The organism is Chryseobacterium jejuense (assembly GCF_017877355.1).
In the GTDB taxonomy this organism is placed as follows: domain Bacteria; phylum Bacteroidota; class Bacteroidia; order Flavobacteriales; family Weeksellaceae; genus Chryseobacterium; species Chryseobacterium jejuense_A.
The window spans coordinates 410,930-434,766 of sequence record NZ_JAGIPR010000001.1 but is presented as its reverse complement, the minus strand read 5'-3'; the positions used below and the strand labels follow the sequence as shown (position 1 = coordinate 434,766).

The following is a 23,837-nucleotide window of genomic DNA, read 5'->3' as shown; positions in this document are numbered from 1 at the left end:
AATAATTTATAGTTATTCTAAAATAAAAAACGACATGGAAAACTTTCGTGTAAAACCCTACCTACAAAGGTTTTAGCACTTTAGTTATTGTAAGTGACATGCTTTGTACTTATATAGATAGGTTTAATGATAGGCTAAATGCTATACTTGTCATTTCAAGAACGCTAATAATTTGATAAAAAAAGGGTTCAACTTAAAGCTAAACCCTTTTATATTCATTAAAACTTACACAGCATTTACAATACCATCGTTAGTTTTTCTTTATTTGATCTTTTTTGCCGTATAGTCACTTTCGTTTCCTAATCTGTCAATGGCTTTGATCGCTACTCCATTTAGTTTTTTGCCATTTTTGAATTTAGAAATATCTTTGAAAAGGGTATCCAATGGTAAGATTTCTGTTTGCCATTCTCCGTCATACTGAGTGAAAAGTACCCACTGGAAAACTTCTGAAGCATTTTTCGCACTCCATCTTGTCTGTGCAAAGCTTCCATTATCACTAATAAATAATGTTGGTGTCTGCAATGGAACTGTTTTGATCCATGGAGATTTCGGCACTAATGCTTTTTCACTGTATGGACCGTTTTTAAGAGTCGGAAGCATTCCCGGATTTTTAGTTAATCCTGCAATACTCCAGTGAATTTCACCTGCATTATTCTTTAATATTTGTCTGGAAATCTCAATTTGGTTCTTGATTTCTGTTGGACGATCATAAGTTTTAATCTCAACTGTATTCAAACCCGGCCATAAGTGACGTTTCATTGTATTTTCTGACTGCCACCAATTCAGCAATGCTTCAAAGCCCTGCCCTTTTGAATCGATTGGCCAATACAATTGTGGCGAAAAATAGTCTACCCAACCTTTGTTTAACCATAATTTGGCATCTGCATACAATTCATCAAACTGAGAAGATCCTACAATTCCTGCCGGATATCCCGGTTTCCAGATTCCAAATGGACTGATTCCAAATCTTACATTATTTTTTTCTGCATGAATCTCTTTATAGATTCGTTCTACAAATTTATTGACGTTATCTCTTCTCCAGTCTGCTCTTGATAAAGTTCCACCACTGCTTTGATAAGCACTCCATGTTGCATAATCCGGGAAATCTGCTCCTTTGTTGTAAGTAGCGTATGGATAGAAATAATCATCAAAGTGAATCGCATCAATATCATATCTTTTCACAATATCCTTTACTACGTTGGATACGTGATCCTGTGTTTTCGGGTTAGCCGGATCAAACCAATACATCCCGTTTTTTAATCTCACGACAAGGTCAGACATTCTATTGGCCATAGACATCTTATTCACTGTACCACCGTTAGTATGATGAGCACGATAAGGATTCAACCAAACGTGTAACTCCAGCCCTCTTTTATGAGCTTCTTCGGTCCAGAATAATAACGGATCATAGCTTGGATAAGGTGCCGTCCCTGTTTCTCCGGTCAAGAAGTAAGACCAGGGTTCAATATTACTTGTGTATAAAGCATCTGCAGAGGGTCTGATCTGAAAAATAGCAGCATTGAAGTTATTATCTTTCAACATATCCAGCATACTGATGGCTTCAGCTTTCTGCTGCTCTACAGTCAGGTTGTTTTTTGACGGCCAGTTGATATTGGCAACGCTGGCAATCCATGCGCCACGAAACTCTCTTTTGATTTCAGGAAGAGTGGTTCTGAACGTTTCTTCCGTTGACGTTCCTGTTGTTGGCTTTACTGCTACAGGAGGTTTTGGCTGGGTTGTAGTATTGTTGGAGTTTGGTTTTGTTGTATTTTTAACAGGAGGAGTCTTCGTAACATTGTTCTGAACGGAACATGAGGTACTGTAAGACGCAAGAACTCCCAATAAAACGATAAGTTTTAGTTTACTCATTTTCATAGCCGTAAAACTACTTTAAATTATATTTTGATATTTCGGATATTCTTTTGAAAAAATAAACAATTTTTCCGATTATTTAGAAAAAAAGCCTCGAAAAATTCGAGGCTTTTCTATATGATTTTGATTTTAAATCAGAAATAATTAAGCTTTTCCTGATCTTTCAACTCTTTTTCTTTCTTCTTCTGAAAGGATTTTCTTTCTCATTCTGATGAAGTTCGGAGTTACCTCGATCGCTTCGTCAGCCTGGATGTATTCCATACATTCTTCAAGAGAGAATAAGATTTTCGGTGCAACACCAGTATCTTTATCTTTTCCAGAAGCTCTCATGTTGTTCAACTGTTTTGCTTCTACGATGTTTACAACAAGATCTCCAGGTTTGTTTTGCTCTCCAATAATCATCCCTGTGTAGATTTCCTCACCCGGATCCACGAAGAACTTACCTCTATCCTGTAGTTTTGCAATTGAATATTCTGTAGCAGGACCTGTAGTTTTGCTAATCAATACTCCATTATTTCTTCCAGGAATAGCTCCTTTGAAAGGCTTGTATTCTGTGAAACGGTGTGCCATAATAGCTTCACCTGCAGTAGCTGTCAACATTTGAGAACGTAATCCGATCAAACCTCTTGAAGGAATTTCGAATTCCATGTGCTGCATCTCTCCTTTAGTTTCCATAATGTGAAGGTCACCTTTTCTCTGAGTAGCTAAGTCGATAACTCTTGATGCATACTCTTCAGGAACATCAACTACTAAAGATTCATAAGGCTCACAGTTTACTCCGTCAATTTCTCTTAAGATAACCTGTGGCTGGCCGATTGTCATTTCATACCCTTCTCTTCTCATCGTTTCAATTAAAACTGATAAGTGAAGAATACCTCTACCGAAAACTAAGAAAGTGTTAGCATCATCAGTTTGTTGAACTCTTAATGCTAAGTTTTTCTCTAATTCTTTTGTTAATCTTTCTTTCAGGTGGTTAGAAGTAACATATTTACCATCTTTCCCGAAGAAAGGTGAATTGTTGATAGAGAACGTCATGTTCAATGTAGGCTCATCAATAGCCGTTCTTTCCAATGGCTCAGGATTTTCAAGATCTACGAAAGAATCTCCAATCTGGAATGCATCGAAACCTACTACAGCACAGATATCTCCTGCTTGTACTTCAGTTACTTTTTTCTTTCCTAATCCTTCGAAAACATAAAGTTCTTTAACTTTACCTTTCACAACTTTACCATCTGCCTGTGCAAGACCAATCCATTGAGATTCTTTGATCTCTCCTCTTGTTACTTTTCCGATTGCAATTCTTCCTAAGAATGAAGAGAAATCAAGAGAAGTAATCTGCATCTGAAGGTTTCCTTCAGTTACTTTAGGCTCAGGAACATATTGTAAAATACCATCTAATAATGGTAAGATATCTTCAGTTTGCTCTAATGAAGTATTGAACCAACCTTGCTTAGAAGAACCATAGAATGTTGGGAAGTCTAATTGCTCCTCAGTAGCTTCAAGGTTGAAGAATAAATCAAATACCTGATCGTGAACTTCGTCCGGACGACAGTTTGGTTTATCTACTTTATTGATAACCACTAATGGTCTCAATCCTAATTCTAAAGCTTTCTGAAGTACGAATCTTGTTTGTGGCATTGGTCCTTCGAACGCGTCCACTAACAGGATAACTCCGTCAGCCATTTTTAATACTCTCTCTACTTCTCCACCGAAATCCGCGTGACCAGGAGTATCAATTACGTTAATTTTAGTGTCTTTATAAGTAACAGAAATATTCTTGGATAAGATGGTGATCCCTCTTTCTCTTTCAAGATCATTGTTATCCATAATTAATTCTCCACTCTCCTGATTTTCTCTGAAAATATTAGTAGCGTGGATGATTTTGTCAACCAAAGTCGTCTTCCCGTGGTCAACGTGTGCGATAATCGCAATATTTCTAATGTTTTGCATATAGGATTTTTACGAGTGCAAAAATAGTGATTTTTAATGAAAAACAATTCTATTAAATAAATAATTAATATTCTGTTTAAAATACACGTTTACAGAGGCATAAAAAAAGAGTGTTCTAAAACACTCTTGGGCTGCTATATACATAAAGACGTTTCACATGGATCTACAGCAGGTGCGCTTCCACATATAATGTCCATATCATTACAATTACTGGAGAGCCCTGTAGGCCATCCCCATCTGACTGCACAAGTATCCGGATCCTTACATCTTACCATTCCTTTTGCAATTCCTCCCTGAACGTTTCTCATTTCATTTCTGGCAATTTTTCTTAGTTTTTTCATAGTTATATTGTTTTTGGTTATTGAATAATAAATGTAAGAAAAAACCGGATTCAAAAAAACATCTCTCTTAATTAAATATTATCCATCAATGTCTTATTAATCGATATAACAATACAACATCAATTAAAACCACCAGAAAAAACTTCACCAGAAAAGATTTTTTAGAAACCTTATGGTTAAAGACGATCATTCCTGAAGCCGCACCTATAACGCCTATCAATGAAAGACCTAAAAGAGCATTCTCGGAAATTCGCCATTGATGTCTTTTAGCCTGTAGTTTATCAAATCCGAAAACTCCGAAGGTAATAAGGTTGGCAATCAGCAGAAAAGGAATCATACTACAATTAATTTGCTGCAAAAATAAAGTTTAATTTATATATGAGAATGCTTCCTAATAAATGTCAGATGCTCCACAAGACATTTATAATATTTATCAGCATAAGATTTTTTAAATTTGCCTCCCATAATAAATGAATCGATGACAGTACATGATTTAGCAGGAACCTATTCTATAAAGGGAAGTAACCAGGAAGAATCTGACCAAACTTCCTATCAAGGCACATTGGTTTTATCAGTTGATGAAAATGCCCGCATTATTGCCCAATGGATAATTGGCGATCATATGCAGAACGGAACAGGATTTTATAAAGACCGTATCTTAGTGCTTAACTTTAACTATGAAGGGGATGACCACAAAATCTATAAAGGGGTTGCGGTATACCGTTGTCTGAGTCCAGATATATTAGACGGATTCTGGTCTGAAAAACATGGTAACCCTCTGTATCTCGGAAGTGAATATTGTGTACGTATTCAGGATTCATGGATTTTTAATTGATCAGTTTTTAACATCAGCAATATTTTTAAAATATATTTCACCCCTTATAAAAAAAGCCCGGAATTTTAAAATTACGGGTTTTACAAAGTTTTAGATACAGGCTATAAGACTTGGCCCGCATGTTTTCCTTCTTTAAATTCTTCTATCATTTTAGCATTAAAAGCAGGAAGGTCTTTTGGAGCTCTGCTTGTTACCAGCCCATTATCTACCATCACTTCCTTATCTTCCCAATGGGCTCCGGCATTAATAAGATCTTTACTGATCGATTTTACGGAAGTCATACTTCTTCCATTAACCACCTTTGCATTGATTAAAACCTGCGGTCCATGGCAAATAGCTGCAACGGGTTTATTCTGTATAAAAAAATCCCTCACGAATGACAGAGCCTGTCCGTTTGTTCTTAACTGATCCGGATTAATGACACCACCGGGTAACACTAAAGCATCATATTCAGAAGCCGTTACTTCATCCAGCGTTTTGTCAACACGATAGTCTTTTCCCCAGTCTTTTTCTGCCCATGATCTGATGGTTCCTGATTCAGGACTTACAATATGAGCTGTCCATCCCTGCTGCTCCAAATGTTCTTTGGGTGATTGAAGTTCACTTTCTTCAAAGCCGTTTGTCACCAGAATTGCAATTTTTTTTGACATGATATTATGATTTTGGGTGTTATCTTTAATAGAAAGAAAAAATAATGCCGTCCGGATGTTATAAACTCCTAAAAAAGGTTAAAAATAGACACAAACTAAAAGAGCTGCCTTGAATAAGACAGCTCTGTATATTATCAAAAAAATTGATTAACCTATTTTTTAGCTTTTACATCAATAGCAATTTCGATGTCTTTGCTAATCATCCATTCTGCAGGATCTGCTTCAGAAGTTCCGAATTTGATTCCCCAATCTGCTCTGTTTACAGTAAATTTAGCCTGAATAGCAGCTGAGTTTTCAGCTACATCTACTTTAGCAGGAAAAGTAACATTCATTGTTTTTCCTGATAATGTAAGGTTTCCGCTTACGGTTTTATTAGCTCCTGCTACAGCGTCTTTTGGTGCTTCTTTCAAATCTGCAACACTTGTAATTTTGAAATCTGAAGTAGGATTTTTCGCTACATCAAAGAAATCAGGGTTTTTAAGGTGAGCTTCAAGATCTGCAGGTTTTTTATCTTTTTCAGTTACTGATGCAGGATCTACCTTGATTGAGTTCATATCAATGATAAAGTTTCCTGCGGAAACCTGACCTCCATCAACACTGATATCTCCAGACTTTACAGCAAGTGTTCCCCAACGAGGTGCCATACCTCCTTTATGGAAAGCTTTCCAGTTTACTACTGAACCTACTGCATCTACTGCCAAAGTTTCACCTTTGCTTTCTGCTACGGTTTGTTCCTGAGCTGTTGCTGCAGTATCTGCAGATTTTCCTTTATCACATGATGCTAAAAGCAATCCTACTCCTACTAATGCAATTACGCTAATTTTTTTCATATTATTGAACTGTTTAAAAAAGTTTATTGTTTTCGGGTACAAAAATAGAAAAACCTTATGGGGCTTCTCTTATCATACATCAAGAAATGTAATTTTTCTTACCAACGTTAGAAATTATAACATGGTAAAAAATAAACGAAAACTGGAAATATTTATTTCATCATACTATTTTTTTTCTGTTTGCTTTAAAGACATCTTGAGATATTTACAAAAATATCCTTATGTTAAATCCCTAAATAAAGAATAATTTATATATTTAGCACTCACAAATTAAAATTATACCATGAAGAACTTAAAAAGAGTTACAAGAGATAACTTAAAATCTATTAAAGGAGGAGTTGATTACTGCCCAGCGGGCTATTTGCATACTTGTGACGATATGGCTATATGTGATCCAGAGCTTGGTATACCTTGCTCTTGCAGATGTATTCCATATGTACCATAAATAAGGTCCCCCGGTTTGGATTACCCCCAACAAGTTAGACACTTTTTAGGGGTATTTTTTCTGTATTCTTTTTCAAAATTGCTTTCAAAAATTATTATCTTCGTGATTAGTCACAGCGTGCGTGTTAGATTCTAGCCTTAAGGGAGTGTTGTGAATTGCTTTCAAAAATTATTATCTTCGTGATTAGTCACAGCCTATTCATTTCGATTGTGGTTTAGTTTATCGTTGTGAATTGCTTTCAAAAATTATTATCTTCGTGATTAGTCACAGCTTTGGGATAAGCCTTGTATTTACAGGCCGTGTTGTGAATTGCTTTCAAAAATTATTATCTTCGTGATTAGTCACAGCGGAGTTTGAAAATGAGTTAACGGAAAGTGAGTTGTGAATTGCTTTCAAAAATTATTATCTTCGTGATTAGTCACAGCTCTTTGAACTTTTTAGGATCATAAGATGATGTTGTGAATTGCTTTCAAAAATTATTATCTTCGTGATTAGTCACAGCGCGTAATGAATACTACGCCCTTAGTGAAGCGTTGTGAATTGCTTTCAAAAATTATTATCTTCGTGATTAGTCACAGCGCCGTCTTTATTCACAATTACTTGCCAGTAGTTGTGAATTGCTTTCAAAAATTATTATCTTCGTGATTAGTCACAGCTGAAGGATATATCAACCAGGAAGAATATCAGTTGTGAATTGCTTTCAAAAATTATTATCTTCGTGATTAGTCACAGCGTCCAGAAAGAATTCCTTGATCGGGATGGAGTTGTGAATTGCTTTCAAAAATTATTATCTTCGTGATTAGTCACAGCAAAGCGAAAGCAGTTCAGGCAATTAATCAGGTTGTGAATTGCTTTCAAAAATTATTATCTTCGTGATTAGTCACAGCTTAGATCCAAGTTTTCCTTCAGCAACTTCTGTTGTGAATTGCTTTCAAAAATTATTATCTTCGTGATTAGTCACAGCATGTCCCGACAACTCTTTTGTGTATCTCGTGTTGTGAATTGCTTTCAAAAATTATTATCTTCGTGATTAGTCACAGCCTTCAGCTGTATCTGATCAACGGAAAAACCGTTGTGAATTGCTTTCAAAAATTATTATCTTCGTGATTAGTCACAGCTCTCCGTATGATATTTATTCAATTCTTCCGGTTGTGAATTGCTTTCAAAAATTATTATCTTCGTGATTAGTCACAGCAATGAAATTATGATAAAGTATGCAGTATTTGTTGTGAATTGCTTTCAAAAATTATTATCTTCGTGATTAGTCACAGCTTTTGAATTGAAACTAATCTTTTCGCCTTCGTTGTGAATTGCTTTCAAAAATTATTATCTTCGTGATTAGTCACAGCGAAACAAGAAAACTTAATAATGCCTTTAAAGTTGTGAATTGCTTTCAAAAATTATTATCTTCGTGATTAGTCACAGCGTAACTCCATTAAGGCTTATTGACAACATTGTTGTGAATTGCTTTCAAAAATTATTATCTTCGTGATTAGTCACAGCTAGAGAATGTTTAGAATTACTAACCAAACTGTTGTGAATTGCTTTCAAAAATTATTATCTTCGTGATTAGTCACAGCGGGATTGATGGAGATGTTCCTGTTACTGCTGTTGTGAATTGCTTTCAAAAATTATTATCTTCGTGATTAGTCACAGCGATTTAGTTGTTATTAATTATTTACTGTTTGTTGTGAATTGCTTTCAAAAATTATTATCTTCGTGATTAGTCACAGCGGAGTATTATTTATTCATCAAGTTTGAATAGTTGTGAATTGCTTTCAAAAATTATTATCTTCGTGATTAGTCACAGCTTCTAAACTTTTCTCATCGCTGTACTCCCTGTTGTGAATTGCTTTCAAAAATTATTATCTTCGTGATTAGTCACAGCGCCAAAAATTCATATTGTTCCACTGATAGCGTTGTGAATTGCTTTCAAAAATTATTATCTTCGTGATTAGTCACAGCATAATAAAGAAAACACCAGCGAGGAAAAAAGTTGTGAATTGCTTTCAAAAATTATTATCTTCGTGATTAGTCACAGCCTCAAAAAACAATCTACTGAAAATCAGCAGATTGTTTTTGTTTTTAGGATTTTAAAATTAGAATAATTCAAGCTGTTGAAAGGTTGGAGGCGGTTCTTCTTTATTTCTGGCAAAGAATATTTCAATATCTCCAAACTGCTTGTCAGTGATGCACATAATAGCCACTTTACCGGCTTTTGGAAGCATAAACTTCACTCTTTTAATATGAACTTCAGCATTTTCACGACTTGGGCAATGCCTTACATACATTGAAAACTGAAATAATGTAAAACCATCATCCAGCAAAGATTTACGAAAGCGGTTGGCATCTTTCATATTGGCTTTAGTTTCTGTTGGCAAATCATATAATACTAAAACCCACATAATTCGGTAAGCATTAAACCTTTCGGCATTCATATCAGTTCAGGATAAGAGATCAGGCGTTTTTCTCCCGTATAACATTTATACAGTGAGGTAGCTGTTGTTTTCACCGCAACCAATAATGGTCTGGTTTTATCATCTATTCTTACATCTTTGGTCGCAATCTGTAAGATGAAAGCTTTAAATTCTTTAGTCAATTCTTCCGTTTCTGAATTGATTGCAAGCCATTGCATTACTAATAAATCGATAAAAGGGCGATAAGGCTCCATCAGGTCATCGGCGAGGCAATAAGGATTGTATTTATTTTTATGAAAAATTCCAAGAACGGGAAGCAATCCGGTCTCAACGATTGCTCTTGCGACAATGCTTCTGAGAACCGAATACCCAAAATTGAAAAACTGATTGGGCGAATCTCCAAAACGCTGTCTCAGAAAATCCAAACTAATGAGATACTTCCAGTAATGCTGTGCTGCAATGCCTTCCATATTGGTGACATCGCCGCTTTTCACATTATTTTGATAATCAGTCATCGGTTCATAATAATTTCCTAACCGTTTTAAAACTTCTTTTTGGTTTTCAATTTTACATTCGACGGTTTGTTTCCAAAGCTGCTTTTTGAGGGGTTCGCTGGCTTCCAGTTGGTCCTTGATTCGTTCGGAATGTTCAGTGTGTCCATACAATGGAAGCATAATTCCGTGGGGTAAATGATGACCGTCGCAACTCACCACAACCACATTATTTCCCATCATTTTCTGAATTAATTGATGAGAAATAGTAATCTGGAAATGGTCCAACATCAGCAATCCCAAATCTTCCACCGGGACTTTGCCTTTCATTTCTTTAGTGGAAGGTTCTAAAATATACATTTGCTCATCTTTGAGTTTAAGATAAGCGGGATTGCCGATGTAGATGGAGCGGGTGACCATAATTTAAAATATTTAATATTCTCCGACTTGAACTATTTTTCCAAGATGATTCAATCTTACTTTCAAAATATTTCTAATCCCATTTAAACTTTCTCTTTTCCAGGTAATTCCTTTTAATGAGGAATTATCTTCAACATTTGTTTCTAAATGATGTCTAAAGAAATAGTCTTTAATTGTAAACTTCTGCACTCTGAAAAGGTGTTTCGAAATCAAACTTAGATTATTTTCATCAAATAAATCATTCTCTTTTGGATCAAAATCCTCTGAAGGAAATAAAAACATTTCATTCTGTTTCATTGTAAATAAGAATTTCCAGCCTGATTCAGAATTGTATTCTTTATCAATAATAGGTAAATTTTGATTTACTCTTTCTACGGCTTCATAAAAGCTCACCACTTTCTCCTGTAGATTGCCATTTTCATCTTCATAAATTGCAACGTGATGATTATTTCCTGTACTCACAAAATCAACGGCTATTTTTTTACCGTTTTCATCTAAAATATCTTTTCCCAAATGGTCTTTCTTATGATGTAGAGCTTCTGCATTATTAATTCCTGTAATGGTAACAGTTTTTATTGAAATACCTTTTGATTTATTGAGCCAGATAGGATTCTTATCCAAATCAGAAAAGGCTTCTTTAGAATTTCCGTTAAATTCTTTCAGTCTTTTAGTTAAAATGTCACGAATTCCTTTATCAATAGCCTTTTCAATATTCTTGAAATCTTTAAAATTATCTGGATTAACAGCTTTTCTGATGGTATAACCCATTTCATACCAAGCTAAAGTTACAATTTCAGGTAATTGTTCCGTTTTTTCATTATTAAGAAATATTGGATTTTTAGAAATGACATTTTTTCCTGTAAATGCTTTTTTAGAATCTCCGCCAAACTCCTGTAATCTTTTCAACAGAGCATTTCTGTATCTTTCATTCTGAACTTTCTGAATAGTTTCTACATCGAATTTTCCCGATATCTTTTCTTCTTTTGTTTTAAGAAATTTTGAACTTCCGTAAATAGTTTCTTTATGCAGTTGTCCTCTTGGAGTCAGTTCTGTTTTTGCAATTACGCTACCTTTTTTCTTAATTTTATTGATGTTTTTGGTAACTACTTTATTTTTAGCCTTATGAGAAATTAATATTTCATCCAAATGTTTTCTGGCCTCTGCTCTAAGATTTTTAACAGGCTCTTTAAATCGTCTTTCCTTTGAACCGTTTTTCTTTTCGACTACTTCTGTAATATAATTTTCAATATTTATAATTATTTTATGCTCTTTATGTGCTTCATTTTTTCTCGCATTTAAGTAATTCAAATACTGAATATGATTATGTGTTGTAAAAGCAACCGTTAAAGCATCCATTGCGTGGTGACGATGGTCGTTCCTTTTTGTCCAGTCTATAATTCTCTGCTTTTCCTCTCCTTTTGAATTGATAACCGTTTCTGTAAGACCTAATTTTCTGTATTTTTCCAAATTAAGCTCCTTCATTGTGTTTATAAGATTCCAATCCTCACGAAGTTTATCCGTAATCCTTCCCGAAGTTGGGATTACATAGTTTGTAATTTCTAAAAGTATATCTTTGGCTTTTTTTGCAATATATTGTGTATTTCGCAAATCTCTTTCAATAAAACCGTCTCCTATCTCAAAGCCTTTTTTCTGTAGTTTTTCATATTTTGCTTTTGTAATTGCTCCTTTGTCATACAGGTCCTTTATGATATTGAGGAATTTCTCTAATTTTTCCTTTCCTTCAATCTCAAGATAATCGAATGCCGTAAAATTTCCTTTTTTAAGATTAGCACTTCTTGGAACTAAAACTTTATTGGAAAAACTATCATCAAAAAATCGGGATTGTGGAATGATGTGGTCAATATCATATTTGTCTGTGAATAAATTTTCTCTTTCAATTTTCACATTTGTGTATACATCTTTAAAGCCATTATTTGCCAATTCTAAGTATAATTTGTAACGGATTATATCATTTCTTGATGGTACTTTTATACCAAACTCTCGTTGCAAAACCTCCGTATATTTCTGATGCTGTATTGTGGCTTTGTTAATTTCAGAAGTCATCGTGGCGCGTTCTTCTGCATTAAATTTAAGTTCTCGTGCAAGCTCTATTCTTATTTCATCAGGTCTTCCGTATTCTTTAGAAATTTCATTCACAAGATTGATCATTTGATTCAAAATCTTTTCAACCACGGGATTTCGTAAAGAATTTTTTGGAAGAACCTCCAATTGCTGTTTCAAAATTCGATTCTCCAATTGTTCTTTGGTCAATGAATTTTTAGAATGATTGTAACCTGCATAGTTACAAGCTATACTGTATTTATGTTCTTTAATATATGAATAAATATTTCGCATCGCCTTAGAACTCAAACTTCCATAATCCTGAGGGAAACCAATTTCCGCTACTATTTTGGAATGTTCTTTTTTGAACCCGAATTTCTTTTCCAATAATTCATACAGTTTTTCATTTCCGGAGGGAGAGTCATCACCTTCATAAGAATACAACAAATGCCACAATTGATAAGAAGACTGCATTTCAAAATCACGTCCTTCCAATTCAGGATTGAAGTTCAGAATAGAAGTATCAATTCCCAATGCTGACAGCTTTTCTATAACAAATAATTTTATGATTTCCGCTGAAACATTTATTTTAGAAACTTTAATTTCGTCATCAATGGTTAATTTAAATTCTTTTGGGAACTCTATTCCTTCACTAGCAATAATCTTCAGAAAAGCGGTATATAAATTTTCATTGGTATAATTTCCTTCAATCTCTTTGAAATTAGTTTTCCATTCTTTTCCTGAATAACCGACAAGATCTAAAACATCCTTTGCAGAAAGTTTTCCTTTGATATTCACCTCATTAAAAATGGATTGTTTAAAGTCTAAATCTATTGGGAAAACTTCTTTTGTATTTACATTTTGAAACTGTAAATTATTCAGAACCTGCCAGATTTTAAATTCCTGAAATAAAGGAGAAGACTTTGGTGCTACTTTTAAACCAACTGTTTTATTTTTCACCTTTCCGTTTTCTGTCACTTTAATTTCTCTGTTTTCAAACTCACAAATACTGATTAAACCTTTCTGTGATTTGAGCTTCCTTTGATAGAAAATAACAATATCCCGAATTTCTTCCTTTAACTCCTTCGTTAGTTCTTTATAATACTTCGATTGAATTTCCCATATCTTCTCAAATTCATCCAAATAATCCTGTCTGTAGAAAACCTGATTTTTAAGCTTTGTATGCGGATTTTCTTTCAACTGCTCAAATAAATATTCCCCAACAGTTTGATTATGAAAATACAGTTCCTTACTTCGATCGCTGATTGCTCCCAAATAACCACTGGAATTATTCAGGTTGCTATTGATCTCCTGAAATACAACAGCCAGACTTTCAAAATCCAATTGTTTTTTCACCGCTTCGCTTCTCCAAAAGTATTTTTCAACTTTCTTCTCCTGCATCGTTCCGGTTTGCTTGATGCCTACAAGAGAAAATGGAATTTCTAATTCTTTCCAGGTTGCATTTCTATTCTTACCTTGAAGTTTTTCATAAAGTTCATGGGTGAAAATTTCAGGATTAAATTGTTTCTGAAAATTCCAAATCGTATCAAATTCTGCCTGTAAATCTGAACGGTAAAAATCAGGCAGTTGTTTTTTGCCCTGTTGTAAAAGTTGATATGAATATTCTCCGGGTGTTAAATTCTTTTCAAACAATTTTTTGGCAACAGCCATTCCGTCTACAATCTGCCCATCCTCATCGTTTTTAGCTTTACGGCTGCTTTTATATCCTCTTTTTTTATTGATTAAAAGTAAAACTCTGGCAAACTCTGAAAGTTCTATTTTTTCTTTTGCTGACTTTGCCCTTAATTCCTGAGTTTGAAAGGTTGAGTTTTTTCCAACTTCCGCAAGCAGGTCTGTTTCTTTGAGAATATTATTTTTCTTTAAAACATCCATAAGATTGGATCTTCTTAACTTAAACCTTTGAAGGTTTCTTCTCGCACTTCTGGCTAAAGTTCTTCCCGCATTGGTGGTAATTGGTTTTCCCTTTTCAAAATTCAACTGTTCATCAACAGTTAACGGATTTACCCGAACTCCTAATTTGATAATTTTATTGTTTTCAGAATTCTTAGAATCTTCCTGAACATAAGCCCAGCCAATTGATGAAATGCCCAAATCTAGTCCAAGTATTTTCATATTATTATAAATTTAATGTTTCACTCTACAAATATAATTTATTTTTATATCTTTGTTACAGAAATAAGATTTTTCTTGACGAAGAACTAGTTTTGGATTCCAACCCCAATTTATCAATACCCCAAGTATTGATACTTATTTCATCACAACTCTTGATTATTAAATAATTTAATTTATTTAATATTTGTAGAGTGTTGTGAATTGCTTTATAAATTTTACAAGGATTTCAGTTTGAAGTCCTTGTTTTATTCTATAAATTTAAAACTACCTTTTGTGTTTAAAATACGGTTTCCCATAATAATTCATAAAAATAATTCTTCTATATTTGCAGTAATAATTTTGAAAGCAATTCACAATAAGGATTATTCCGTTGTGAAAACATTCAAGGCGGGGCAACTCGCCTTTTTTCGTTTTAAAACGTTATTTTAGCTTTCCGAAAACAGAACAATGACGACCGTAGAATTTATACAGAAACAGCTCAATATTTCTGAAAAGAGCATCAACAATACTTTACAATTATTAGCAGAAGACTGTACCATTCCTTTTATTTCCCGTTACAGGAAAGATAAAACCGGAAATCTGGATGAAACCCAGATTGAACAGATCGCCAAGATCAGCAAGCAGTTTGATGAAATTGTAAAAAGAAAGGAATCTATTTTAAAATCCATAGAAGAACAAGGGGCTTTAAGTCCTGAGCTGAAACAAAGAATTGAAGAAAGCTTTGATCTTCAGGAGCTGGAGGATTTATACCTGCCTTTTAAAAAACGCAAAAAGACCAAAGCAGATGCGGCAAAGGAAAAAGGACTGGAACCCTTAGCCAAGATCATTATGAGCCAAAGGAACGATGATGTTCGGTTGTTAGCTTCAAAATATCTGAATAATGAGGTCCCTTCTGAGGAAGATGCACTTCAGGGAGCCAGAGATATCATGGCGGAATGGATCAATGAAAATATGTATGTCCGCAAGAATCTGCGTCGTTTGTTCCAACGTAAGGCTGTTGTTACTTCTAAAGTGGTGAAGGCTAAAAAAGAGGAAGAAGATGCTCAAAAATTCTCACAATATTTCGAATGGGAAGAAAACCTCAGCAGAACACCTTCTCACAGACTTTTGGCTATGCTGAGAGCAGAAGCGGAAGGTTTTGTGAAAACCAATGTGGGGATTGATAAGGAAGAAGCCATCGATTTTATTGAAAAAGCGATCATCAAGTCTAATAATGAAAGTTCAGAACAGATTGCTTTAGCGATCAAAGACAGTTATAAAAGACTTTTGGAGCCTGCTATTTCCAATGAAGCCCTACAGGAAGCCAAAGAAAAGGCTGATAAAAAAGCGATCGAGATTTTCTCTGAAAATTTAGGTCAATTACTTTTAGCACCGCCATTGGGAGAGAAAAGAATTCTGGCCATTGATCCTGGTTACAGAAGTGGTTGCAAGGTGGTTTGCCTTGATGAGAAGGGAGATCTGCTTCATAATGAGACCCTCTACCCTCACGCTCCCCAGAATGAATCAGGAATGGCTATGAAAAAGATCCGTTCTATGGTGAATGCTTACCATATTGAAGCGATTTCTATCGGAAACGGAACAGCAAGCCGTGAAACTGAATTTTTTATTAAGAAGATTGCTTTTGATAAGCCTTTACAGGTTTTTGTGGTTTCGGAAGCAGGTGCCTCAGTGTATTCTGCCAGCAAAATTGCAAGAGATGAGTTTCCCTCTTATGATGTAACAGTTCGTGGCGCAGTGTCTATCGGAAGAAGACTTTCTGATCCGTTGGCTGAACTGGTAAAAATTGATCCAAAATCCATTGGTGTTGGGCAATATCAGCATGATGTGGACCAGACTCAATTGAAAAATGAACTGGATTCTACGGTGATGAAGTGTGTAAACTCCGTAGGAATCAATTTAAATACAGCCAGTAAATCTTTATTAAGCTACGTTTCCGGAATCGGAGAGAAAATGGCTGAAAATATTGTGAATTACAGAGCCGAAAACGGTGCATTTGAAGACAGAAAGCAACTTAAAAAGGTTCCAAGACTTGGAGAAAAAGCTTTTCAGCAGGCAGCAGCATTTGTAAGAATTGCCAATTCAAAAAATCCACTGGATAATTCTGCTGTGCATCCTGAAGCCTATGGTATTGTAGAAAAAATGGCGAAGGATCTGGGTATTAAAACTGATGAACTAATCGCTAACAAGGAGAAAATCGCCTTGGTAAAGGCTGAAAATTATATTACCGGAGACATCGGAATTCTGGGAATAAAAGATATCTTAAAAGAACTTGAAAAACCAGGTCTGGATCCGAGAAAAGCAGCCAAGGTATTTGAATTCGATCCTAATGTAAAAAGTATCAAAGACCTGAAAGCAGGCATGATTCTACCGGGAATTGTCAATAACATTACTGCTTTTGGATGTTTTGTAGATCTTGGGATCAAAGAAAGCGGGCTGGTTCACATTTCTCAGCTGAAGGATGGATTTGTATCGGATGTGAATGAAGTGGTGAAACTGCATCAGCATGTGAGGGTAAAAGTAACGGAAGTGGATGAGGCTAGGAAAAGAGTACAGTTGAGTATGATTTTATAAGTATATCAACTATATATAATTCTACATCACTGTCATTCCGACGAAGGAGGAATCTCATTTATGACTTAGATTATTCGCTTCACATCTGAACTATATTCGTAAGACCTTCAGTCTGTATTCAGAATGATACCATCAGAGTAAAGAGCTATTCATTTAAAACAAGAGACACTTTGAAATATAAAAATTTAATTTTCGATCTGGATGGAACCTTATGGGATTCCAGAGCAACGATCATCAAAATATGGAATGATGTTTTAAATAAGCATCAATTGATACAACAAGAACTGAAACCTGACGATATGAACCAATATATGGGTTTATTAGCTCATGATATTCTGAAGGATATGCTTCCCGGAGTTTCGGACCAACAGATTCAGGAGCTTCTTTCAGAGGTTGTAGCCAGGGAAAAGGAGGTATTGGGTATACAAGGAGGTATTCTTTATCCCGGAGTTGAAGAAACATTGAAAAGCCTTGCCAATACTCACAATCTTTTTATCGTAAGCAACTGTCAGGACGGATATATTGAAGCATTTTTAGAATATTATCAGTTCCGTACTCTCTTTGTAGATTTTGAATCTCATGGGCGGACTCAAAAATCTAAAGCAGAAAACATACAGCTCCTTATGGAAAGAAATGGTTTATCCATCGAAGATTCTGTATACATTGGAGACACACAGACCGATTATGATTCTGCGTCTTCCAACAATTTACCGTTTATCTTCTGTGAATATGGCTTTGGAAAGCTGTCCCATCAGCATGAAGCCCAGATTTCAGTATTCTCTGATTTAAAAAAGTATATTTAAATAAAATCCGGTTTACAGTTTTGTAAGCCGGATTTGTTTTTATCGGATCTTTTATAGTGGCATTTCAATAATCCCGTTATGAGGCGGAGAGGTAAGAAAACTAGATATAAAGTATTCATTCTTTCGTTTAATCAATGTTAATAGAAGTGATAGGTTCTCACTCCCTCCTTCTACTATTCTTTTTGTAAAAAACTCTATAGAATCTTTATTGGTTGTAGCAAAAATTCCTCCAATGTATTCTTGATTGTTATCATCCTTATTATACCTTTTACCTTTATTATCTGCCAACCAACTTTTAAATATACAACTATCAGGTTTTATCATATTCAACTCTGTATAAGAAATAGATTCTCTCCCCCAACCATCAATTACATCATTATTTCCCATAATATATAAGCCTTTCCAGTGTTTAAATAACTCACCAGAAATAAGTTCATCCTCTCCTTCTAACTCATCACCTAATTTTGTGATATCATTATTTTCTTCTTTATCTTTTTCTGTTTATGATTTCCATCACCAGAGCAGGAAATCAACAATACTCCCAAAAGACAGGAAATGTTTAATATAACTTGTTTCATGGTTTAATTAATACCATAAGAATATAAATAAAAGGATCTATTTACCTTGCTTTATTGTAGGATTATTTTCCCCTCAGTATTAATTTTATACTTTTGTCTTTTTTCAGAAATGAGTTTATCTTTAACATATTTTTCAGTTTTCAAATCAACAAAAAAGTCTTCGCTAATTTTATAAACTCTTGTTTCATAACTATTCAGATTCCCATCAGCTGCTGTATTATAATAAATTTTTAATTTCGAATATTCCTTATTATCTTTTATTATAATTAAATATTCCTCACAATATCCAGATGCATCACAACTTGATAAGATGATAGGTATAAAAATTTCTGTTTTAGGTAAATAGGTAACAAAATAATCATTGTTCGGGTTATCAATTTTTAAATTGAAAAACGTATCTGATAATTTAACAGATAATAAATTGTTTTCTGAAGACCACTCAATAGGAAGTTTATGAGATTTCGTGGTATCATTTATAACCATATCTGGGCTTTCATAACCAAGAATTTCATTCTTAAAAATTATATATTTTTCTTTATTGAATTTTAATTCTTTAGGGTTTTCCGGGTCGATAGTAATATCATAAACCTTATCACTGAAAAAATCAACTTTCATCCACCCTAATGTTCCTGTACCTCCAGAGTTTTCAATGTATATCTTTATCTGAGCAATATTATTTGTTATATTATCTATGTATGCCCTAATATTTTCTAAAGAATATCCTTTGAAATCAAAAGATGTAGATGTAACAAAATTTAATAAAGCATTATCATCCTGCTTACTAACCAAAATATCATGTGCTTCAATATTCTTATTCTTCGATGAAGTCAATAATGTTTCACTTTTCTTACATGATATACTTAATAAGCTTAGGACTATTATGTATAAAAATAATAGGCAATTTTTCATTTTTAAAAATTATTTACAATTTGTGGTCTTATTCCTTTTAGTGTCTCTATATATTTTTTCTGTCCTACCTCAGAAGTGCTATACCATCTGGCATAATTTCCGTTGTAACGGTCTATGTAGGCATTTAAATATAACATACCCGCTTTTACTGACGGAAAAATAATAAACTGTTTATTATTTTTTGTATCCTGTTTATTGTAACCAATTCCTTTTCCTTCTTTAATTCCAGTTAATCCCATTGGAATATATTCTGGATTACTTTCCCAAAACTTGGAATCCCATCCATAATAAGGAGACTCCCCATGGGCTTCCATTCCGGGTGTACCGGTTTCTTTATATTGTAAAGAGGTAAAATGTGATGTTTCCAGACGGTACATCTTCTCAATAACAATGGCTCTTTCTCGTCCAAAATTGTCATGGATATATTTTAATGCTTCTTTAGCATCTTCAATATCAAATTCTTTATCTAAATGCTCAATTTTCTGTTCTTTATGATCAGATGAAAAATTACCTCCACAACTACAGACATTATTGTTGAATTTCATTGCAATAGAAATAATACTCTCTCCTTCTGCTGTTTGGGCAGAGTTTGCAAAAAATTGATCTTTTAAGTAGATTAATTCAAACTCCCGAACATCTACATGTATCCAAGTAGGAGCAATATTAGCAGGCTCTAATGAAAATTCATTTTTTGTAGTCCAGTTTATTCTAGCTTTTGAATATTTTGAAAAAAGACTTCTACCTTCATCCGCACCCCTATCCTTTCCATTGGCTCGTTTATCATTATCTGCTTTATATACGTGTAAATCCAATGCTTTCCCCATGTGATTAGTTGTATTACGCTTATTAATAGCATTATCTTCTTGGCATCTATATCCTGATGAGATATCACCTATTTTGTATCCCAGTCCACTTTCTAACGTTGCAAAATAGTGCATGATTGCTTTAGTTGCCCAGTAGATTGAGCGATGTATTCCTGGATATTCATATTTCCTGTATTTTTCAGAGATATTATTTTTTTGTGCCTGATCAAAATGTCTCGCATTTCCAAAACCAGAGCATTTTCCACATTTACATTTAATCCGTTTAAAAGGAATTGGATATTTATTTGAAAACTCATCAATTGCTCTTAGAACATTTCCACATACCTTTCCAGTTTCAGGAACTTTCATATAATCTCTCTGAAACTGTTTAATCATTTTTTCGGATCTTTCTGTAAATTTATCTGTTGGTATATTGCCTCCAAAACCACCTAAACGTATATTAATCTCTCTTATAATTTCGCTTGGAGGAGAATTTTTATCAATACAATATTTACCTCCACAATTTTTAGTTTGTAATTTGGCTTCTTTAATAATTGAAGGAGAATCATTAGCATCTACCTTTATTCGTTCTGCACCAGCACTTAGAGTGATTACCTGAGAAGTTACAGAGGTATTCAAATGCTCAACTTCTATAAAATATTCCCGTTCATTGCCTTCACCCCATTCGTAGCTTTTGGTATACATATCTTTGGTCAGGATGATACCGTTAATAAAGTTATTAGTATCATAAGTCAGTGTTATTTGTTTTTCATACATAAGATCATTGCTGTACCTTGACAAATCTTCTTCCCAGATTCTTACCACTACATTTTTGCCTTTCATACTTTGACTGACGATTTTAATCGATACAGCATCACCAGTTTTAGCACTTTTCAAGGGATTTCCTGTACTATCTGTGAATTCTGCACCTAAAATTTTTCCTTCAGGATCTGCCTGTTTTTTTGCAGCCTGGGTTTGTGGAAATTTTGGAGTTTCCACTTTGGGTTTGGGTTTATCAGGTTTTCTACGGTTATTTTCAGGAGCAACCGGAGGCTTCCTGTGGCCATCAGGAGTTTCTTTTGGTTTTGGCTTTTTAACAGGTTCAGGAATATGAGTAGGATTAGCTACATTTACATTGGGACTGGCTTTCATAATATGTTTGGAAACCATTTCTGCCGTCACATAATACTCGTGGGCTTTACCCTCACTTTTATCCCCCCTTGCTACCTGAGCATTAGCGATCTGTACTGCCATGGTATAGCTGGGTAGCCTGAAAACTACTTTAGCAACGCCCTCATGATCCACTTCTGCTATAAGAGGTACCGGATTGATTCTGTTCATCATATTAATCACCGGGTCATGCCCCTTACCTACCGCATCGTCTTCCCATAAGGTAAAAGATACTTTATAACCGAACATCCCTACACAATGAGCCTTAGCAATTAAAGTATCCGTATAATGAAGCAGTTTTCCTCTCTGCAGGTGTTGAGAATTAATGTCCAATAAATCTACACGGAGTATTTGGGGTTCCTCGGCCTGCCGGGGTTTTATATACAGCTCACCTTTGTCCTTCCCTCTCGTTACTTCAATCTTTACAGCTTTATATTGTAAACTTTTATGAGTGAATTTATAGGTAATATACTCGCCTTCTTTTTCATTTCCATGAGTGATCCGCCATCCTTTACGGTCCTGTACATGAATATTCCAGTCTATTCTGGGTGGTGGGAAAGAAAAGGAATTGGAAGATATCAGGTTATCAAAAACCGAAAGTGAATAAGCCTCTGTATTTCCAACAACAGGTTGGGTACTGCCTGAAATAGTCAATTTTGCCATGTCTGCTAGTTTTTGAAATGCTTTATTCGTAAATCGGATCCGGTTCTTCCAGCTCTTCCCGGGATTCTTTTAAATCCATAAACGGATTAATAAAATGGTAACTTTGAGAATCAGCCAGTGTTATGTTTTGCCGGTTCATCGTAGAAGTCTGACCGTGTTCCTTCACTGTAATTATTCCTCCGGTACTGCACATGAGCTCAGAGATTTCAGAAAGACAGCTTTTCCCCATAATCTTTACTTTTTCATAAGTCTTCTGCCATTTCCCGGCTGGAGCATAAGCACAGGGTAAGTATCCACCTGAGGAAGGTTTTAACCTACATTTTCCGAAGCTTGGCCCGGAAGGATTAAACTGAACGTCTTCTTCCGTTACGGCAAGATAATCTGCTGTACCTTCTTTATGGTTCCAGTAATGTTTTTGATGAGAGCTCACCTTAAACTGAGGGAACAAATCTCCCTGATTACAGCAAGCTTTGCCTTTTTGAATGACAAAATGCTTACCATCATGTGCTGATAAATTTTCTGACATAATTTTTGTGTTGATTAGGTTCAATCGTGTTTTTTTTAAATTATCCTGCTATTTTTTCCAATTCAAAAGTCATAGACTTCTCATAATCGGCAATCTGAATATCAAATTCTGCTTTGAGTTTATGAACAGAAAAATCTTCAACATTCAACATATATATTGCCGAATGGCTTGCTATAAGTAATTTTTCGTGATATTTTTCCAATGCATTGTATTCCATGTCAGGATCATACAGTTCTTCAACTGTACGGTAATCCACTGATTTTCCCGTCTGTACAACTTCTATATATCCGGATTTCTCTTCTGCTACAATTTGATTGATGATTTCCATCCTGACCGGAGAAGCCGTAGCCAGCCATGAAAATTCATCTGTATAAGGAGATGCAAGACCTTGCATGTTATAGTGAGCCTGATAAAAACAACTGAAAAGAAACTGTATGGATAATATCTTTTTCAGACTACTATAAATGACCTTTGAATTCGCCATTTTATCTTTCATCTGATTGATATGCAATGATGCATAAGAACCCTGATGATATTTTTTTAATGCTTCAATTTCATTCATTATATCTCTGATCGGTTTATGGGTTTCTGCAGCCATCAATTTTCCAGACCTGTCTATAATGAATGTTACCGGATAAATAATTTTCACAAATGCGGACGCCAGACTATTAATCTTCTGCTCCAGTTCTTCACCGTCTTTGGTGAAATCACTCATAGAAAAATGAAGATGATATCCTTTTTCCTCTTCTTTTATGTAGTTAAAGTGAATTGAATAAGCATATTCATTTTTCTGCACCCCATCATCACTTTCAGTTTGTCTGATCTTATACTCACCGGAAAAAGCTTTTGCATTGAAAGGAATTTTCCCTTTCGGAAATTGTTTATATAAGCTCTCTCCACGTTCCTGTATCATGAAGTTCATCTTCAGAATCTCTTCCCAACCAGGAATACAAAGTTTTTGCAGCAACCTTAATCTTCCATTATCAGGAATAATATCCAGAAAACTGCAATGTTGATTATGATATTCGTAAAGGTATCGGGGATTTTCAAGCATAAGATCCTGTGAAATACTTTTCAGGGTTTCTCCTGATTTTACAATATAAAAATTTTGTTTTTCTATAGGATCAGTTTTATGAACCGGATCTTTCGGGTCCGAAATTTTTTTTTTCATAATGTGGTGTGTTTTTAATTCTAAAAGATTTTTAAAATTAGAAATCCGCACCATACCTCTTTTTGTATTTGCTTGTTTTTTTGTTGCATATTATTCTTGAAAATATGTACAAAAACATAATACTGTATAAAGCAAAAAAAGCTGTCTCCATTTTGGAAACAACCTTATTTATCAATCATTTTAAACCTTTCTTCTTGA

18 protein-coding genes and 1 CRISPR repeat array are annotated in these 23,837 nt (G+C 34.6%); of the genes, 4 read left to right on the top strand and 14 right to left on the bottom strand.

Annotated features, from left to right (window positions below):
- Positions 1 to 261: 261 nt before the first annotated feature.
- The 4 genes from J2772_RS01935 to J2772_RS01920 all read right to left on the bottom strand — a co-directional run bounded on the left by J2772_RS01935 (position 262) and on the right by J2772_RS01920 (position 4,500).
- Positions 262 to 1,875: a family 10 glycosylhydrolase gene (locus J2772_RS01935; protein WP_209912813.1), complete on the bottom strand. Its 1,614-nt coding sequence runs from the start codon at positions 1,873 to 1,875 to the stop codon at positions 262 to 264.
- Positions 1,876 to 2,016: 141 nt separating this feature from the next.
- Positions 2,017 to 3,822 carry a translational GTPase TypA gene (gene typA / locus J2772_RS01930; RefSeq protein WP_209912811.1) on the bottom strand — a complete coding sequence of 602 codons (1,806 nt, stop codon included), beginning with the start codon at positions 3,820 to 3,822 and terminating at the stop codon, positions 2,017 to 2,019.
- 134 nt (positions 3,823 to 3,956) lie between these two features.
- Positions 3,957 to 4,163, bottom strand: coding sequence for a bacteriocin-like protein (locus J2772_RS01925; RefSeq protein WP_209912809.1), 207 nt, complete (start codon positions 4,161 to 4,163; stop codon positions 3,957 to 3,959).
- 85 nt (positions 4,164 to 4,248) lie between these two features.
- The gene (locus J2772_RS01920) at positions 4,249 to 4,500 is read right to left on the bottom strand and encodes a DUF1294 domain-containing protein (RefSeq protein WP_209912808.1); all 252 of its coding nucleotides are present in this window, start codon (positions 4,498 to 4,500) and stop codon (positions 4,249 to 4,251) included.
- 141 nt (positions 4,501 to 4,641) lie between these two features.
- Between J2772_RS01920 and J2772_RS01915 the strand changes: the two genes are divergently transcribed.
- Positions 4,642 to 4,998 carry a hypothetical protein gene (locus J2772_RS01915; protein ID WP_209912806.1) on the top strand — a complete coding sequence of 119 codons (357 nt, stop codon included), beginning with the start codon at positions 4,642 to 4,644 and terminating at the stop codon, positions 4,996 to 4,998.
- A gap of 101 nt (positions 4,999 to 5,099) precedes the next feature.
- Here the strand turns inward: J2772_RS01915 and J2772_RS01910 are convergent, their stop codons facing one another.
- Both J2772_RS01910 and J2772_RS01905 read right to left on the bottom strand, forming a co-directional pair.
- Positions 5,100 to 5,648 (bottom strand): type 1 glutamine amidotransferase domain-containing protein, encoded by a 549-nt coding sequence (locus J2772_RS01910; protein ID WP_209912804.1) that lies wholly within the window; start codon positions 5,646 to 5,648, stop codon positions 5,100 to 5,102.
- 152 nt (positions 5,649 to 5,800) lie between these two features.
- Positions 5,801 to 6,478 (bottom strand): YceI family protein, encoded by a 678-nt coding sequence (locus J2772_RS01905; protein WP_209912802.1) that lies wholly within the window; start codon positions 6,476 to 6,478, stop codon positions 5,801 to 5,803.
- Positions 6,479 to 6,761: 283 nt separating this feature from the next.
- On the opposite strand from J2772_RS01905, the gene J2772_RS24385 reads away from it, so the two are divergent.
- Positions 6,762 to 6,923, top strand: coding sequence for a bacteriocin-like protein (locus tag J2772_RS24385; protein ID WP_410494377.1), 162 nt, complete (start codon positions 6,762 to 6,764; stop codon positions 6,921 to 6,923).
- Between the two features lie 70 nt (positions 6,924 to 6,993).
- Positions 6,994 to 8,965: a CRISPR direct-repeat array (repeat unit 47 nt; unit sequence GTTGTGAATTGCTTTCAAAAATTATTATCTTCGTGATTAGTCACAGC).
- 57 nt (positions 8,966 to 9,022) lie between these two features.
- Here J2772_RS24385 and cas2 read toward each other — a convergent pair.
- The 3 genes from cas2 to cas9 are packed head-to-tail and all read right to left on the bottom strand — an operon-like array spanning position 9,023 to position 14,445.
- Positions 9,023 to 9,361 (bottom strand): CRISPR-associated endonuclease Cas2, encoded by a 339-nt coding sequence (gene cas2, locus J2772_RS01900; protein ID WP_034678328.1) that lies wholly within the window; start codon positions 9,359 to 9,361, stop codon positions 9,023 to 9,025.
- The gene (cas1, locus tag J2772_RS01895) at positions 9,358 to 10,251 is read right to left on the bottom strand and encodes a type II CRISPR-associated endonuclease Cas1 (RefSeq protein WP_209912800.1); all 894 of its coding nucleotides are present in this window, start codon (positions 10,249 to 10,251) and stop codon (positions 9,358 to 9,360) included. The genes cas2 and cas1 overlap by 4 nt, the downstream gene beginning before the upstream one ends.
- Before the next feature lie 12 nt (positions 10,252 to 10,263).
- Positions 10,264 to 14,445 carry a type II CRISPR RNA-guided endonuclease Cas9 gene (cas9, locus tag J2772_RS01890; RefSeq protein WP_209912798.1) on the bottom strand — a complete coding sequence of 1,394 codons (4,182 nt, stop codon included), beginning with the start codon at positions 14,443 to 14,445 and terminating at the stop codon, positions 10,264 to 10,266.
- A 447-nt stretch (positions 14,446 to 14,892) separates the two neighbouring features.
- Between cas9 and J2772_RS01885 the strand changes: the two genes are divergently transcribed.
- Together J2772_RS01885 and J2772_RS01880 are read left to right on the top strand one after the other, a co-directional pair.
- Positions 14,893 to 17,016: a Tex family protein gene (locus J2772_RS01885; RefSeq protein ID WP_209912796.1), complete on the top strand. Its 2,124-nt coding sequence runs from the start codon at positions 14,893 to 14,895 to the stop codon at positions 17,014 to 17,016.
- Between the two features lie 170 nt (positions 17,017 to 17,186).
- Positions 17,187 to 17,819: an HAD family hydrolase gene (locus J2772_RS01880; RefSeq protein ID WP_209912794.1), complete on the top strand. Its 633-nt coding sequence runs from the start codon at positions 17,187 to 17,189 to the stop codon at positions 17,817 to 17,819.
- Positions 17,820 to 17,870: 51 nt separating this feature from the next.
- Here the strand turns inward: J2772_RS01880 and J2772_RS01875 are convergent, their stop codons facing one another.
- The 5 genes from J2772_RS01875 to J2772_RS01855 form a co-directional block, all read right to left on the bottom strand.
- Complete coding sequence (locus J2772_RS01875; protein ID WP_209912792.1) at positions 17,871 to 18,206, bottom strand: hypothetical protein; 336 nt, start codon at positions 18,204 to 18,206, stop codon at positions 17,871 to 17,873.
- A gap of 242 nt (positions 18,207 to 18,448) precedes the next feature.
- Positions 18,449 to 19,306, bottom strand: coding sequence for a hypothetical protein (locus tag J2772_RS01870; RefSeq protein ID WP_209912790.1), 858 nt, complete (start codon positions 19,304 to 19,306; stop codon positions 18,449 to 18,451).
- A gap of 2 nt (positions 19,307 to 19,308) precedes the next feature.
- Positions 19,309 to 21,942 (bottom strand): hypothetical protein, encoded by a 2,634-nt coding sequence (locus J2772_RS01865; RefSeq protein ID WP_209912788.1) that lies wholly within the window; start codon positions 21,940 to 21,942, stop codon positions 19,309 to 19,311.
- Positions 21,943 to 21,964: 22 nt separating this feature from the next.
- Positions 21,965 to 22,468 (bottom strand): DUF4280 domain-containing protein, encoded by a 504-nt coding sequence (locus J2772_RS01860; RefSeq protein ID WP_209912787.1) that lies wholly within the window; start codon positions 22,466 to 22,468, stop codon positions 21,965 to 21,967.
- Positions 22,469 to 22,508: 40 nt separating this feature from the next.
- Positions 22,509 to 23,639 carry a hypothetical protein gene (locus J2772_RS01855; protein WP_209912785.1) on the bottom strand — a complete coding sequence of 377 codons (1,131 nt, stop codon included), beginning with the start codon at positions 23,637 to 23,639 and terminating at the stop codon, positions 22,509 to 22,511.
- Between the last annotated feature and the right edge of the window lie 198 nt (positions 23,640 to 23,837).

Bases quoted from the DNA above. Each gene is read 5' to 3' on its own strand.
- J2772_RS01935 (WP_209912813.1), bottom strand. From the start codon at position 1,875: ATGAAAATGAGTAAACTAAAACTTATCGTTTTATTGGGAGTTCTTGCG.
- typA (WP_209912811.1), bottom strand. From the start codon at position 3,822: ATGCAAAACATTAGAAATATTGCGATTATCGCACACGTTGACCACGGG.
- J2772_RS01925 (WP_209912809.1), bottom strand. From the start codon at position 4,163: ATGAAAAAACTAAGAAAAATTGCCAGAAATGAAATGAGAAACGTTCAG.
- J2772_RS01920 (WP_209912808.1), bottom strand. From the start codon at position 4,500: ATGATTCCTTTTCTGCTGATTGCCAACCTTATTACCTTCGGAGTTTTC.
- J2772_RS01915 (WP_209912806.1), top strand. From the start codon at position 4,642: ATGACAGTACATGATTTAGCAGGAACCTATTCTATAAAGGGAAGTAAC.
- J2772_RS01910 (WP_209912804.1), bottom strand. From the start codon at position 5,648: ATGTCAAAAAAAATTGCAATTCTGGTGACAAACGGCTTTGAAGAAAGT.
- J2772_RS01905 (WP_209912802.1), bottom strand. From the start codon at position 6,478: ATGAAAAAAATTAGCGTAATTGCATTAGTAGGAGTAGGATTGCTTTTA.
- J2772_RS24385 (WP_410494377.1), top strand. From the start codon at position 6,762: ATGAAGAACTTAAAAAGAGTTACAAGAGATAACTTAAAATCTATTAAA.
- cas2 (WP_034678328.1), bottom strand. From the start codon at position 9,361: ATGAATGCCGAAAGGTTTAATGCTTACCGAATTATGTGGGTTTTAGTA.
- cas1 (WP_209912800.1), bottom strand. From the start codon at position 10,251: ATGGTCACCCGCTCCATCTACATCGGCAATCCCGCTTATCTTAAACTC.
- cas9 (WP_209912798.1), bottom strand. From the start codon at position 14,445: ATGAAAATACTTGGACTAGATTTGGGCATTTCATCAATTGGCTGGGCT.
- J2772_RS01885 (WP_209912796.1), top strand. From the start codon at position 14,893: ATGACGACCGTAGAATTTATACAGAAACAGCTCAATATTTCTGAAAAG.
- J2772_RS01875 (WP_209912792.1), bottom strand. From the start codon at position 18,206: ATGGGAAATAATGATGTAATTGATGGTTGGGGGAGAGAATCTATTTCT.
- J2772_RS01870 (WP_209912790.1), bottom strand. From the start codon at position 19,306: ATGAAAAATTGCCTATTATTTTTATACATAATAGTCCTAAGCTTATTA.
- J2772_RS01865 (WP_209912788.1), bottom strand. From the start codon at position 21,942: ATGGCAAAATTGACTATTTCAGGCAGTACCCAACCTGTTGTTGGAAAT.
- J2772_RS01860 (WP_209912787.1), bottom strand. From the start codon at position 22,468: ATGTCAGAAAATTTATCAGCACATGATGGTAAGCATTTTGTCATTCAA.
- J2772_RS01855 (WP_209912785.1), bottom strand. From the start codon at position 23,639: ATGAAAAAAAAAATTTCGGACCCGAAAGATCCGGTTCATAAAACTGAT.